Source organism: Streptomyces nigra, assembly GCF_003074055.1.
GTDB classification, from domain to species: Bacteria; Actinomycetota; Actinomycetes; order Streptomycetales; family Streptomycetaceae; genus Streptomyces; species Streptomyces nigra.
In genome coordinates this window covers 5,090,715-5,104,072 of record NZ_CP029043.1, presented here as the reverse complement: position 1 = coordinate 5,104,072, position 13,358 = coordinate 5,090,715, and the positions used below count along the sequence as shown (strand labels likewise).

At 66.2% G+C, this 13,358-nt stretch carries 14 protein-coding genes; 2 read left to right on the top strand and 12 right to left on the bottom strand.

The window, feature by feature from the left end; genetic code table 11:
* Nucleotides 1–29 precede the first annotated feature (29 nt).
* From DC008_RS23815 to DC008_RS23800, 4 genes are read right to left on the bottom strand one after another with little or no spacing between them, the layout of a single operon-like run.
* Nucleotides 30–413 (bottom strand): RRQRL motif-containing zinc-binding protein, encoded by a 384-nt coding sequence (locus DC008_RS23815; protein ID WP_108708702.1) that lies wholly within the window; start codon nt 411–413, stop codon nt 30–32.
* Nucleotides 413–1,063 (bottom strand): GGDEF domain-containing protein, encoded by a 651-nt coding sequence (locus DC008_RS23810; RefSeq protein ID WP_108708701.1) that lies wholly within the window; start codon nt 1,061–1,063, stop codon nt 413–415. The genes DC008_RS23815 and DC008_RS23810 overlap by 1 nt, the downstream gene beginning before the upstream one ends.
* Nucleotides 1,060–2,046: a DUF2637 domain-containing protein gene (locus DC008_RS23805; protein ID WP_244221408.1), complete on the bottom strand. Its 987-nt coding sequence runs from the start codon at nt 2,044–2,046 to the stop codon at nt 1,060–1,062. Before DC008_RS23805 ends, DC008_RS23810 begins: the two co-directional genes overlap by 4 nt.
* On the bottom strand, nt 2,043–2,342 hold the full coding sequence (locus DC008_RS23800) for a hypothetical protein (protein ID WP_108708700.1): 300 nt from the start codon (nt 2,340–2,342) through the stop codon (nt 2,043–2,045). Before DC008_RS23800 ends, DC008_RS23805 begins: the two co-directional genes overlap by 4 nt.
* Nucleotides 2,343–2,505: 163 nt before the next feature.
* Here DC008_RS23800 and DC008_RS23795 point away from each other — a divergent pair, with 163 nt between their 5' ends.
* Complete coding sequence (locus DC008_RS23795) at nt 2,506–2,901, top strand: GntR family transcriptional regulator (protein WP_108708699.1); 396 nt, start codon at nt 2,506–2,508, stop codon at nt 2,899–2,901.
* Nucleotides 2,902–3,117: 216 nt separating this feature from the next.
* Here the strand turns inward: DC008_RS23795 and DC008_RS23790 are convergent, their stop codons facing one another.
* From DC008_RS23790 to DC008_RS23775, 4 genes are all read right to left on the bottom strand, one after another.
* On the bottom strand, nt 3,118–3,651 hold the full coding sequence (locus tag DC008_RS23790) for a flavoprotein (protein ID WP_279632356.1): 534 nt from the start codon (nt 3,649–3,651) through the stop codon (nt 3,118–3,120).
* Between the two features lie 26 nt (nt 3,652–3,677).
* Nucleotides 3,678–4,913: a helix-turn-helix domain-containing protein gene (locus DC008_RS23785; protein ID WP_108708697.1), complete on the bottom strand. Its 1,236-nt coding sequence runs from the start codon at nt 4,911–4,913 to the stop codon at nt 3,678–3,680.
* A gap of 550 nt (nt 4,914–5,463) precedes the next feature.
* A complete protein-coding gene (locus tag DC008_RS23780) occupies nt 5,464–7,086 on the bottom strand; it encodes a hypothetical protein (RefSeq protein ID WP_108708696.1) in 1,623 nt (540 codons plus the stop codon).
* A gap of 91 nt (nt 7,087–7,177) precedes the next feature.
* The gene (locus DC008_RS23775) at nt 7,178–8,068 is read right to left on the bottom strand and encodes a hypothetical protein (RefSeq protein ID WP_108708695.1); all 891 of its coding nucleotides are present in this window, start codon (nt 8,066–8,068) and stop codon (nt 7,178–7,180) included.
* Nucleotides 8,069–8,844: 776 nt separating this feature from the next.
* Here DC008_RS23775 and DC008_RS23770 point away from each other — a divergent pair.
* Entirely contained in the window at nt 8,845–9,222 is a 378-nt protein-coding gene (locus tag DC008_RS23770; protein WP_123954028.1) for a hypothetical protein, read from the top strand.
* Nucleotides 9,223–9,362: 140 nt separating this feature from the next.
* On the opposite strand, the gene DC008_RS23765 is transcribed toward DC008_RS23770, so the two are convergent.
* The 4 genes from DC008_RS23765 to DC008_RS23750 are packed head-to-tail and all read right to left on the bottom strand — an operon-like array spanning nt 9,363 to nt 13,358.
* The gene (locus tag DC008_RS23765) at nt 9,363–10,736 is read right to left on the bottom strand and encodes a tyrosine-type recombinase/integrase (RefSeq protein WP_108708693.1); all 1,374 of its coding nucleotides are present in this window, start codon (nt 10,734–10,736) and stop codon (nt 9,363–9,365) included.
* Nucleotides 10,733–10,906, bottom strand: coding sequence for a helix-turn-helix transcriptional regulator (locus tag DC008_RS23760; RefSeq protein ID WP_108710827.1), 174 nt, complete (start codon nt 10,904–10,906; stop codon nt 10,733–10,735). The genes DC008_RS23765 and DC008_RS23760 overlap by 4 nt, the downstream gene beginning before the upstream one ends.
* An 11-nt stretch (nt 10,907–10,917) precedes the next feature.
* Nucleotides 10,918–12,306 (bottom strand): replication initiator protein RepSA, encoded by a 1,389-nt coding sequence (repSA, locus tag DC008_RS23755; protein ID WP_164492358.1) that lies wholly within the window; start codon nt 12,304–12,306, stop codon nt 10,918–10,920.
* A complete protein-coding gene (locus DC008_RS23750) occupies nt 12,303–13,358 on the bottom strand; it encodes a DNA cytosine methyltransferase (RefSeq protein ID WP_108710825.1) in 1,056 nt (351 codons plus the stop codon). Before DC008_RS23750 ends, repSA begins: the two co-directional genes overlap by 4 nt.

The following is a 13,358-nucleotide window of genomic DNA, read 5'->3' as shown; positions in this document are numbered from 1 at the left end:
GTTTGGGACCGGGCCCCGCACTGAGTGGGTCAGGCGGCGCGCTGTTCCTCGGGGTAGGTGCAGAGGAGGCACATCCCGAGCGAGGTCGGGATGCAGTAGCTGTAGGTGATCCGGCACTTGGGGCAGGTGCGGCGGGCGAGCATCGCCAGGGCGAGCGCACCCCACTTGCGGGAGGTCATCGGCCGGACCGGCTTCGCGCGGTCGACGCGGTAGAGGTAGGCGACCTGCACCCCGGCCTTGCGGCCCCGGTGGCTGCGCATTACCTGTGCGGCGACCGGCTGTCCGCCCGGCCGCAGCCCGGCCGCACGCAGCTGCCGGCGAGTGGCGTAGCCGTCCGGGGCGAATCGCCACGGGTACGTGGGGACCCCGAACCGGGCACCAGACGGGTCGAAGCACTTGCTGTAGGCGGACATCAGGCCGCCACCCCTACGACCAGAGCATCGGTCCGGGCTCCGGCGCGGCCGGCGCGCCGCCCGGTGACCGTGGCGAACAGTCGCCCCAACCCGGCGCGGCGGGTACCGGCGCGGGCCTGCTTGGCCGCGTACATCGCCTCATCGGCCCGCCGCAGCAACCCGGACAGGTCGTCGCCGGGGAAGTCCGCAGCGCGCACCCAGCCGAGAGAGACCGTGGTGTGTACGGCCGGGTCCTGGCCGTCGACCGGACGGGCGAGCACGCCGTGCAGCACGGCGAGCATGTCGGAGGCGGTGCCGTGGTCGTCGATCAGGACGGCGGCGAACTCGTCGCCCCCGAGCCGCCCGGCCACCCCGGAACGGCCGACGTGGTAGGCGAGCCGGTCCGCGGTCGTCTTCAACAGCGCGTCCCCGGCCGCATGCCCGAAGGTGTCGTTGATCTGCTTGAAGCGGTCAACGTCGGCCAGCACCACAACCGCCCGGGGGTCCCGCAGCAGAGCCGTGGCGCGACGGGTGAACGCCTCGCGCGTCCGCAGCCCGGTCAGCGGGTCACGGCGGGCGACGTTCAGGCGCCGCCGTAGCCACAGCGTGTGCGCCGACCAGCCGGAGGCGACCGGCGCCGCCGCGGCCAGCATGGTCAACACGGTGTTCATGCCGCCGCCTCCTCGGTCCCCTCGTCGCCGTCGACGGAGTGCAGGCGGCGCCCCTCGGCCCGCTCGCTCAGCAACAGGTCGCGCAGCACGCGGGAGTTGGCAGCCGAGCAGTGCAGCGTGGTCCGGATGGCTTCCGCGTTGATCGCGTCATCGGCCCAGTCGGCCGTGGCCTCACGCGCCTCGGCGAGCAGTTCCGCCGGGGTCCGCGGCGCCTTGGCAGTCTTGGCCTTGCCCTTGGTGCCAGCCTGGCGCTTGCGCGGCGCCTTGGGCGCCTTCGGCTCTTCCGTCTGCTGCTGCGGCACGGGCGGGACGTCCTCGCTCGCCGGGGCCAGCTCGCCCAACTTCAGCAGCACGCGTTCCGGGCGCGGGGTCTTCGACCGCCACCGCCGGCCATGCCGCTCGCGCAGCCGAGCGCGGGCCAGCTGCCGCTCCCGCTCCCGCTTCAGCGCCTCGGAGTAGGAAGTGATCTCCCACAGCGTCATCCGCCGCCACAGAGCGAAGGTCGATAGCGGGGCGAGCATCCAGCGGGAGAATCGCACCTTCTCCATCCGGCGGCCAGTGGCGGCGCCGATCCGGACGGCGTAGACGTGGGCGCCGATCTCGGAGAACACCACCCACAGCAGGGGCATCGTGCCGTGCGCGACCTTTGCCCACAGCGTGTGCCCGGCTGCGACGTTCAACCCGCACGTGACCAGCGTTAGCGCCCAGGGCACGAACCGCACCCACGCCAACGCCATGTCCATCCGGATCAAAAGCAGGTTGGCCACGGTGAACACCGGAATGGCCACATCGATGCCGACCGGCAGCATCCATGGCGCGCCGAAGCCCCAACGGGCGGCGGCAAAGGAGACCGCGTCGAACGAGGCAATCAGCCCCAGGGCGCCGACCCCGGCCGCGGCCAACGCGCCCAGTCCGGCAAGACCCATCTCCGGCTTCGTCAGCGGCGGCACCGCCGGCCGTGCCGTCTCGGTTGCGGTCGTCATGCCGCCGCTCCCTTCCGGGAGGACCGGCGGCGCCTCGCCGGGCTCGCCAGCGGAACGACGTTGAACAGTTCTGGGGCGTGCGCCTCGATCACCTCAGCGGCGATGCGGGCCACGTCGTCCGGCAGGTTGCTGTATTCGGGGTCGGCGAGGATGTCGCGCGCCGCGTCCAGGCGGGCCGCGTGCTCTTCGTCCGTCTCGCCCTCGACCCCGAGCCACAGCTCAACCGGGGTACCAAGGGCCAGCTCCACGAAGTCCGCAGCCGATACGGCCTGTTGATGGCCGACGTACGTGCGCATGGTGCTCTCCTGAGTCGAAGGAGCAGGGAGAACCGCGACGGCGGGCGACCTTGCTGGGGAGTCCCAGTGCCGCGGGAGTTTCAGATTGACCTATGTCAATCTGGCTGTCAAGAGGGTTGGGCGAGGCGTAGAGATTGACCTAGGTCCAGCTACTCTCGAACCCATGGAGCAGAGTCCAGAAGCGCCCAAGCAGACGCCCACGGCCAAGGAGATCGCCGCGGATTTTCGCGAGAAGATCACGGGCCCGAACCGCGAGTACGATCCGGGAGACCGACTCCCTGCGGCTCGCAAGCTCGCCAAAGACCTTGGCGTTCAGCTCATGACCGTGCAGAGCGCCTACGGCCAGCTCCGTGACGAGGGACTGGTTCTCACCCAGCAGGGTCGCGGGACGTTCGTCCGAGACCCGTCGGTGCCGCTCGGTACCGAGCCGGGCAGTAGTCCCGCGTTCACCGCACTGGCAGCAGAACTCAGCTCGATTCATGACGCTCTTCGTCTGCTCGGTGAGCGACTGGACCGCCTTGAACAGCTTGTCGGTGACGGGACTCCACCCTCGCCGTAAGTTCGTCCGCTCGCCGTAGCAGTCGTTCGACCGTGGCGCGCGCCTCGCTCAGACTCGCTTCAATCAAGGCAAGTTCCGTGGGAGTCAGGCCTCCCAACTCGCCGCTTCGCTCATTGATCCCTGACATGCCAATGAGCATGCGACCGGAAACGGAAGAGGACCCGGACAGACTGTCCGGGTCCTCTTTCCTTGCAGACCAAGTAGGTTGACGACTCGTCACCGAGTGGCTTCCACCACGGCGTCGAGCACTGCGGCCCACGGGAGTTCGCGCCCCGCCGGCGCTTCCCTCGGTTCGTACAGCGGCCAGACGTCCGGGCCGTAGACGACGTGCACTCCCCCGGCCCGAAGGGCATCGACGTGGCCCTGCCACGCGGGGTGGCGAGCGTGCGCCGCGTTCACCCGAGGGAAGATGACAACCGGCAGACCGAGGGTGCCCATGGCCTCGCCAACCTGTGTCAGCGCCTGGTTGTCCATGAGGCCGGTCGCGAGCTTGGCAACTGTGTTGGCCGACGCGGGGGCGACCACGTAGCAGTCAACCGGCGGATGCGGTCTGTCCTCTCCAGGGAGACGCGGTTCGTCACGCACAGGCAGGCCGGTGAGCTTCTCCAGCCGCTCAACCTCGCCGATCATCCGTAGCCACTTACCTGCGGTCGGCGTGAGGGTGACGGCCACCTGCCATCCTCGGTCCATCGCGGGTCCGACAAGACCGGTGCGCAAAGCCTCAACGCCTCCGGCCGCCGACCCGACCACACCGAGCACCCCGCGCTTGCCTGAACTCACTGCACCGCCCTGCACCGCTGAGCCATCACGAACACCTCGGACGAACGCGAACCGCTGGTCACGGGAGACTGCTTGATCAGGTCCCGCAGCGTCTCGCGCACCCTTGGATTGTTGCGTACGAGCTGCGGCGATGTCCGCTCAGCTGTACGTAGCTCCGCGAACGCTTCATCCCCCTGCCCAGCGAGGGACAGGGCACGGGCGAAGTCGATACGGTGCGAGACGCTGCGCTCCTGCGGCATGTGGTCGACGTTGATCCGGCCGTGTTCCACCACGTACGAGACGTTGTCGAGGTCCAGCTCAATAGACAGGCGATGGAGCAGTACGTTCGTCGGCCCGAACCCCGTCTGCCAGTAGTTCTCATCCGACCCGAGGTCATCCGCGAGTTCTTCGGCACGGTCCAGTAGTGCCGTTGCGGTGGGCCGGTCCTGATGCCGTGCCGCCGCGACGGCGGCACGCAGGTGGATCATGCCCAGAAGGCTGAGCGCCGCCGGGTTGCTGTCGGTCACCTGAGCCGACAGCCACGTAGCTGCCGTGTTGCCCAGCTCTAGCGCATCGTCATAGCGCCCGTTGGCGAGCAGGGCATGCGTGCCGGATCGCGCAGCCGACGCCAACACGAGCGGGTCGTCCGACTCGTCAGCGGCTCGCATCGCGCGCTCGGCAGCAAGCCATGAGATGTCCGACTCGCCGATCTTCGCAAGAGTCGTAGCCGCAAGGTGGTGCGTACGGGCTGACACTGCCCAGCAGTCGCCATGGTCATCGCCGCGGCGCGCCGCTCGTTCCTCCAGTTCCTGTGCGGTCTGAAGAAGCGCCGGCAAGGCTGCGATTACGCTGCCGAGCCGTCCGCCCTGGTAGTCGTTCCATGCCTGCTCGACACGCACGGCCACAGGGGCAGGTGTCGGAAGCTGGGTCTCAGCCTCAGGGCCGAAGAGCAGGCGCGAGAGCCGACGCGGGCTCATGAGGGCGTCACGTACGGCGGGGACATCGTCCTGCTGCCGCTCGTCTTCCATGAGCACGGTCTGACCGAGTAGATCCCCGAGAGGCACGCGCAGGGTGCGCGACAGCTCCGCGAGCATGTCGATACGGGGCGGCTTTCGGCGTCCCGTCTCGATCTTCGCGAGCCAGTCAGTGCTACGACCGACCAGACCGGCCAGCACCTCTTGCGTGTAGCCGCGGCGCTTCCGGTAGAACGCGATGCGCTCGCCGATGCTGAGGTGATCTCCAAGACCACGCATGTGGTGTTGCCTCCCGCTGCTGAGTAGGGGCGTCTTCACGGTACCGACGCGGCGGGGAAGGGGTAAGTGATCTCAGCCCTTACCGCCAACGACCAGCGTGCGGCACTGAGCAGGAGCGAACCCGGACGGATTGTCCGGGTCTGATGGAACCGCGCTGGGAGGGGTCCGCACTGTCCGGCTGTCCGGTTAGGGCTCTCACCTGCACAAACAGCCCGGACAGCGGCACTTTGAGCTGTCCGGGCTGTCCGGTCACAGACGGCTGCAACACGCAGTGGGTGTTACAGCCCGTCGGCGAAGCCGACCTCTCCAATGGACGTAGGAGCCGGAGGCGACTTCCGATCTGCTGACTCACGAGGGGTACACAGGAGGGTTCGGAACTTTCCCTACCTGATCAAGCACCCGTCGTCGCTTCACTCCTCCGGGCGAGCGCGGGCGGCCGGCGGCGCCCGCGCTCATGTGTCCGCCCCGCTCGGCACCACCGGCCGCCCGCCCACCCCCGCCCAAGGAGTAGGCACACGGTGCATGAAGTCAGAACACGTCGTGGCCGCTCTCACTGTTCGGATTCGGGCACCATGAAGCTGCGCAGCTTATCGATCAGTGCAGTTGCTTGCACGAGGAGGTCTGAGAACGCGCTAGACAACCCTTTCTCCTCCAGATTGAAGTGCGTGGCAGCTCGTTGGTAGTCCTTACCACCCCTGACATGGGCTGGCCCGCTGCGGAGGCCGTTAAGGTTCCGCAGAAACGTGATGAGTTCTTGCCGTTCCGGGAACTCGACCCCGTCGAGGTACTTCTGAAATTTGGTGATGCCCTTATCGTTAGGCTCAACCGTGATGTGCTTGGCGAGCTCACGTTCGTTCAAACGCTCCACGAGAACCTTCGATAGCGACATGACCTGGTCGTCGAATTCTTTCTGGTTCTCGCTCGCCGGGACGTGTAGCGTTGCCCAGTTGTGCTCGTCTTCAGTCCTGAGCGGCTTGAACAGATCCCACCCAAAGTGGTTATGCCAGCTGTCACGAAAACGCTCGTACGAGGCTTTGAACGCGAGCGCAGGCTCATCGGCGGCAGCCCACTCGCCCAGGATGCCGCGTCGGAACGCAACGTCACTTACATTCCCATCGGGCACGACATTAAAGCTCTTCCAGTAAAGCTGCTCCTTCTGAGAGAGCCTGCCGAGGTCACCCAGATAGACAACCACGTAGTCCCGATGGTTATTGTCGAGTCGAAGCCCCCAGTACCCACCACAGTAAAGGTGACTGTCTTCGACCCGATATTTCGCAGGGTCGTTGTAATACTTAGCCATGACGGCCTTGCTGAAGAAGACGGGCGTCAGAAAGTGGGGAGCTTCGGGGTTCTTGCCGAAGTGGTTCGCAAGCTGTTCCTCATCGCAAGTGAAGTAGACGTTGTTTCCCTCCTCGTCTACGTCAATAATGAACTGCTCGTACTCTCGGCTATCACGATCACGAATCCAAGATGGGAGAGGATTACCCGAGCCCTCGACGATCTTCTTCCCTGTCATGCGCGCCATGGTCCGACGGGCAGGGTCGGAGATACCCGAAAGCATGTTAACCCACCGAATGTATCGGTAGTTAGTTTCCTGCTGGTCTACGTTCTGCTTCTCAATCCCCAGCTCGTCCAGCGTCTTCGACGACCAACGGTCAAACTCGAAGAAGAGCAGCATCACCATTCCGCGAGCCGCGAGGTATTCCTTGATGTACTTCGCCCGCACTTGGATTTTCTTCGGCGCCACACGGACGACTTCAACATCGTCGCCGTTGTCGTCGAGAGCGATAAAGACGCCCTTCTTGCGGTCCTCGTAGAGGTTGTGAAAGTGCCGGAACTCCTCGGACAGTTCGAGGTACGACGGCTTCAGACCATGGAAGTCGCGGCTAATGACGAACGGCTCAATCCCATCGTCATCACCAAAGCGGTGGTACTCGCGCCTACCATCGCCATAGAAGGAAAACCCCGGCATCCCGTGGCCAATGAGCAGATCCCACGACGTGTTGGCAAGACATCTGTCCAGGACCTCGGGCCGGGCAAGCGAACAGTAGTAACTCACCTCCTCGTGCTCGCCCTTCGTGAATTCATAGACAGTGATCCATGGTTCCGCGCCGAGCTTGTTAGCGACGTATTCCAGTCGGTCAGAGAATTCAAGAGGGGATCGCTCATTCATGTGCGCACTTCATCCTAACGCCGAGCACCGGAAAACTATTTTTGCGTAGCGAGGCTCACTGCCACGATCTACGGAACTTTCCCCTTCGGGATCAGTTCTGCCACTCGTGCAGAAGTCCACCAGTCATGAGGAGCGCCGAGTACGCATTGGCCTTGACGGTCTCGGCAGTCTCCGGGTGCGCCCCCAGGTCGCACATGAACTTAAGCGCCCGCCGTACCTGCTCGGCACGCGGCGGATAGCCGACCTTGATCTTGTTTGCTTCCCTGCGGAGCGTCTTGAACGCCGCTTCCACATCGGCCGCCTCGTCCTCTTCGTCAGCGGTCTTCCCAACGAGCGCAGCGAGCGACTGGCGGAGCGCTTCTACCGTCAGCCGCCACTCCTGCTTGAGGTACTGCTTCTCTGCGTCCCGGTAGAATTCGAGAGCCACCTTGAACTCAGCCGACCGGTTGGCGTCCGGCGCGTCCAGCTCGATCAGGAGCAGGCGCCGATACTGCATCTGGTCAAGGACAGCCGCCCAGTCGCTTTGGCTGAGCTCACACTCGATGCTGCCAACCCCGATGCGTTCGAGGCTGCCGTCGTTCATGGTCGTGCCGGTGAGCTGCAGGCGGAACTTCATGCCGCCCGTGCGGTGCTCCTCGATCACCTGGAGCTGCCGGTGGTCAACATCAGCCACCAGGACGAAGGATGTGGTGGCTGCCAAGCTGTGCAGCGTGACCGGTGAGTCTTCGACCGCAAGCCTTCTCACATACCCACTCGTTGATCCGAGCCCTTCCGCGTACAGCCTGCCCTCGAGCAACAGCGGCTTCTGGGCCGCCACTTCATCTCTACATGAGGCTTCGACGTGGAAACGAAGCTGCATCACGCCGAGCCCGCTGGAACCCTGCACCTTCTTGAGGTCGAGCCGCACCGCGTTGTTGGCCCAGCCCATGTTGATCCATGCCTCGTTCATGATCGGCCTCTCGTGGTCGGCGTAGACGAGCATTCCAGGATCGGGAGGACGCGGACGCGAGTCAACTGAGTTGCGGAGGAGAGGTGGTGACACGTATGGGCTGGAACTCGAACAGCTCGACCAAGCACCCGAGTCGAGTTGAGTGCCAGTACAAGAGCCGTCAGCCACAGGCCCCGCTGAGTGTCTAACTGCGTGACAACGCCGACGGGCAACGACAGGCGAGCACGGACACCGGCGAACCTGCAGTGCAGGTGACGAGCACACCAGCTCAAGGCCGAGCCCTCACCCAAGTTGCTTCGCGACAAAGCAGTCCCTGCCCCAAGGCGCCCAGCGCATCCAGCCCGCACGGGAAGAGCGGCCGACGCAGTGCCCGGCCGCAGCCAACGGAGTGCTCCCGCGACACAGCTCCGACACACTGTGTGTCCCCGTACCACAACGGACTGGCTCCCGCGCAGGTCAGAGGGGATGCATGGCTCGATCGGCGCAATCACTCCGGAGCCGTGTGCGCAGGTTCGAATCCTGCCGGGGGCACCCAGCATGAGGTGCCCAAAGACCCCGTCACCAGCGGAAACGCTGAGGCCGGGGTCTTCGCGTATGTGCAGCCATATGCAGCGCTGAGCGGCCCTAGGTCGGGGTCTGTGGACTATTCGTGGACAGGATCTTGGAGAGTCTGCCCAGTTCAGCCGACACTTGAGAAGGCCAGCGAGGTCACGGACCCACCACGGACCAGGCCATGTCTACTGAGCTTGATCGGGCGATGTCGGGTGATTGCCTGACAGGTGAGGGATGGGTCCGGTAGATGTGTGCGCGTGAATGACTCCACGCCCGAGAACGACGAGCCCACATCCTTCGTCGAGAAGACGAAGTACCTGTACGGGAAGCACAAGGGGAAGATCCTCGCCGCCGGCACCGCCTTGGGCGGCATGGCTCTGGCCGTCGCTGTCGTGGTCTCCAAGACTGCCATGGAACAGAACGCCTCCGATGATGGCGAGGACGCAGAGGACTCCGGGTCGGTCGCCGAATCTGCGTCCGCGGACGAGCGGCGGAATGGCCCTGTCAGACACTCGGTCGTCGGGCACAAGAGGACCCTTGCTGACGGACGCATCATTTCCGTTGCGCCTTATGAGCGGGGCGGCTCCTCGGATGACGAGGATGAGGACGAATCCCCCGGCGAAGCCGCCGCCTGAGCGCGTGGGGAGAAGGGTCGTTCAACGCAGCCCAGAGCTGGTGACGCGTGGGCAAGCGTCTACAGCATCCTGTGGAGACACAAGCAAAGCGAAGGTCCCCGGAGTCATCCGGGGACCTATGAATCGAGCAACGCCAGTGCTTACTCGTATTCGCGCAACAACTCCTCGATCTTGCGGTTGACGATCTCCTGCCGTCCGTCGATGCACTTGGCATAGCGGCTCAGCAGGACCTCGACGCTGTTGCCCGCACGCTCGGCGACCTCCGTCGGGTCTACCCCGGAGTTGAGCCAGGTCGACAGTGCCGAGTGCCTGAGGTCATACGGGCGCGCAGCGAGCGGGGAGGCGGCCGCGGCCGGCGGAAGCGCCAGCGCACGGGCCTCCTGCCAGACGCGGTAGTACGTCGAGGAGCCGACCACTCCCCCGCGTTCGTTGGTGAACAGCCGCCCATCCTCGGCGGTGCCGAAGGTGTCGAGGTGCTGCCGGAGGATGGCGACGAGCTGGGGCGGGATCGGTACGAGCCGGACCTCTTCCGCCGGCCGGTTCTTGAGGCCCCGGTCGTCGTGGGTCTCACCGGAGTCCGTCCACTGCTTTCCGACGCTGGGACGTGTCCGGTTCAGCAGTACCGTCCCCCAGCCGGTCTCAGGCAGTTTCAGGTCCGAATCGGTGAGGCCGACGGCCTCAGCCGGGCGCAAAGCGCCGTAGTACATGCAGGCGAACAGGCCGACGAGTCGGCGACCACGCGCCCGGCCGTACCCACCAACGTACGAGACCGCAGCCAGCAGGGAACGGGCCTGCGCAGGATTGGCGACCACCCGGGGATCGACTTCCCCGGCCACCTTCGGTTCCTTCCAGCGGATGCCCGTGATCGGATTCTCTTTGAATTCCCCGAGGTCCACTGCATAGTGCAGCGCGTTGACGAGTGTCCGACGCTTGCGCCGGACAGTCTCCGCGGCTGCCGCCGTCCCATCGAGCTTCAGCTTGAGCGAATCCAGGACGGCCCTGCCGATCGCAGCGTCACCGAGGTCCGAGAGCGGGCGCGACGCCTTGGCCACCCAATGCAAGGTGTTCGCGATCTCGGTCGGCAATTCGCGCTTGTCCGGTCCGGGAAGGATGAAGGCCCAGTTGCGGAGCGCCCTTCTGATCATTTCCTCGGACGGCTGCCCCGGACGCTCGTCAAGAAGGGCCATCGTGACGGCGGTCAGAGCCTCATTGATCCCGTTGCGCGTGTTCGGCGCCGCGTGCGGCCACTTCATGGCGAGGTACTTCTGGGCGAAGGCATACCAGGTCAGCGTGGTTGCCTTTTCGACCATGGAGTCGGGCAGCCCTGTTTCCGTGTCGAACTCTTCGCCCGCATGAGCGGCACGAAGCATCTTGGATCGGTAGTGGTCCGCAAGCCCTTTGGTGCGAAACTGATCGGAGAACACGGCTCCGGCAACAGTCCATCTCACGTCATAGGACGACTTCTTCGTGTTCCTCTTTCGAACACCCCAGATCTTCACATCGAGAGACCTCATGCCGCGGTCCTCTCCCGGGCATGCAGCCATGCGTCGAAGTCACTGCGCCACATGCGCCATTCACCGTTGGGCAGCTTGAACGCCTGCGGCGCCTGCCCGATCTCCTGCCACCGGTAGAAGGTCCGCCGTGAAATGCCCTTCAGTTCGGTACAAACCTCACGCACCGTCATCAACTCGTCTTTCACGTCAGTACTCCTTCCTGTACGAGGTCTCGCAGGGCTTCGCGGGCGGTTTCGCGGTTGAGCTGGAGGTCGCGGGCGATGGTGGCGGCCAGAACGGATTCGCCGGGGGTGTGGCCGTGGCCGGCGTATTGCCAGTCGGCCAGGACGAGGACGGTGTCCGGCTCGGTGTCCTCGATGCCGAGGGCGGCGTGTTCCTGGGCGGCGCGGTAGTCGGCGCGGGCCTGGCGGAGGGCGCCGAGGGTGGTCGAGTAGCGGCGGGACTTAGATGAGAAGTGGCCGCGGAAGCCGAGCATGTGCGCCCAGGCCCACAGGCGCCGGTCCGGGTAGAGCGGATCGAGGGTCTTGCACGCGGCGATGAGGCGGCGGGCATGATCGGGGACGCCGTGCCGGTCGAGTTCGGACAGCTCCCCAACGCGGTGGTCCAGGGTCCCGGTGTTCTCAGCCGCTTTGGTCGCGTACTTGGCGACGTAGGAGGCAACGGCCTGTTCGGTGATGTCGGAGCCGTCCCCGAACGCCTTCACGGGCCGTACGTCGAGCTGTGTGCCCCACCGGAAGGTGCGGGCCGGTTGGTCCTCGGCGGCCGGGACCGAGACGGAGGTGTACGAGTGCGCGGCAGCTGCACGGATGGCGTCGGCGAGGAGGTCGACCGTTGCCCAGGCGGGCGGCGGCGTGTCGGGGCCGTCCGGGCCGTCGAGGCGGATCACGGCATGGAAGTGCAGGGCGCCGCGCTTCTGGAATTCGGCGACCTTGCCGTACGACAGCCGGGCACGCTCTTTCAGCTCGCGTTGGGTGAGGCTGGCGCGGGCGGCGATCTCGCGGCGAAGGCGGGTGGTGAAGCGTTGCCAGAGTTGCCCGGCGTGGTTGTTGAACAACACCGCGCCCGCGTAGTCGTACGTCTCCAGGTCGAGTGCGGTGCCCAGCACCGGGTCGTCGGAGGCGTGGCGGGTGCCGCAGCGGCAGATGCCTTGGTCGGGCCGGTTGTGGACCGGGCCGAACGAGGGGGCGGTGAGGGTCGCGAAGACGCGGGGGTGATCGCGGACGGTGGCGGGGATGTCGCGGCGGTCGTCCCCGGCCAGGCCCGCGCGGATGAGGTGGTAGGTGTCGCCCGCATACGTCCACGCGCAAGACGGGCAGCGGGAGGCGCGGCGGTTGCCGCAGGCGAGGCGCAGTCGTCCGCCCGGCTCGTGTTCGGTGGAGTAGTGGTGCAGGGTCTCACCGGTCGTCTTGTCCTTGTGCAAGGTCCAGCCGGTCAGGTGAATGGGGTCGGAGCAGCCGCCCGTGCGGCGGATCTGGTCCTCCCAGCGGTGATAGTGAGGGGCCGAAGCCACCCTCAGCAGATCGCCGAGGGTGATCGGATCCAGGCCCGCCAGGGTGGCGGTGTCGCTCACGCGGCCACCTCCAGGGCAGCGGGAACCAACGGCCGCAGGACGGCGGCGGCGAGGGGCGCGGGGACGGCATTGCCGATCTGCTCGAACTGCTTGGTACGGGAGCCAGCCCACGGGTAGCGGGCGGGGAAGCCCTGGAGTATGGCCGCCTCCTCAACCGTCAGACGCCGAATGGGCGTGCCGTCCGCGTCGATCCAGGCAACGTGATTCATGGCCTTGCCGAACAGCAGGGTCGAGGCGGGTTGGTCGAGGCGCCGGCGGGTGGCTGTGGGGCGGCTACCGACCTTGAGCAGCCAAGACCGAGCGCGGCCGGTGAGAGTCCAGGACGGGCCGGTGGTTGGGAAGCGGCTTCCGCCGGTGGTGTGGTTCCCGCGCGTGATGACCTCACTGGGCAGGCAACCCAGAACGTCGCCCATGGTCAGCCAGGGCGGCAGGCTGGCGCCGAAGAGGTCAGCGCAGGTGCCGCCGTCGGCGTGGGTGGGCTCCGGTGGCAGGGCTGGGCGAGTACGCGAGGCGATCAGGAAGACACGGCGGCGGGTCTGGGCGACGCCGAAGTCCGCCGCGTTGAGAACTCCGGTCCACGTTGAGTAGCCGATTCCTGCCAGTAGGTGGGCAGTGTGCTCGAATAGGGGCGCCACGGCAGGGACCTCCTCGAGGGCGATCCAGTCAGGGCGCAGGTCGAGGGCATACCGAAGCGGTTCGACCACCAGGAGAGAGCGCGGGTCGGAACATGCTGCGCGCAGGGTGGCGCGGGTGTCCCGCCCGCGGGCGAGGTCGTCCAAGCCCTGGTGGCACAGGTCGCGATCGACGTTCCCGACACGCAGGCCTGCGGCGCTGAAGGTCTGGCACGGCGGCGAGGCGATTAGGCCGGACACCTTCCTTAGGAGAGCGGTGCTCGGATAGGCGGCGACGTCGGCGCGGATGGTGGCGTGCCCGGCTGCGGCACGGGTGGCGCAGGCGGCACTGTCGGTCTCGATGCCGATGTCTCGCAGGCCGAGGGCACGCAGTCCCTCGGACCAGCCACCGGGGCCGGCGAAGAGGTCCAGGACAGTCAT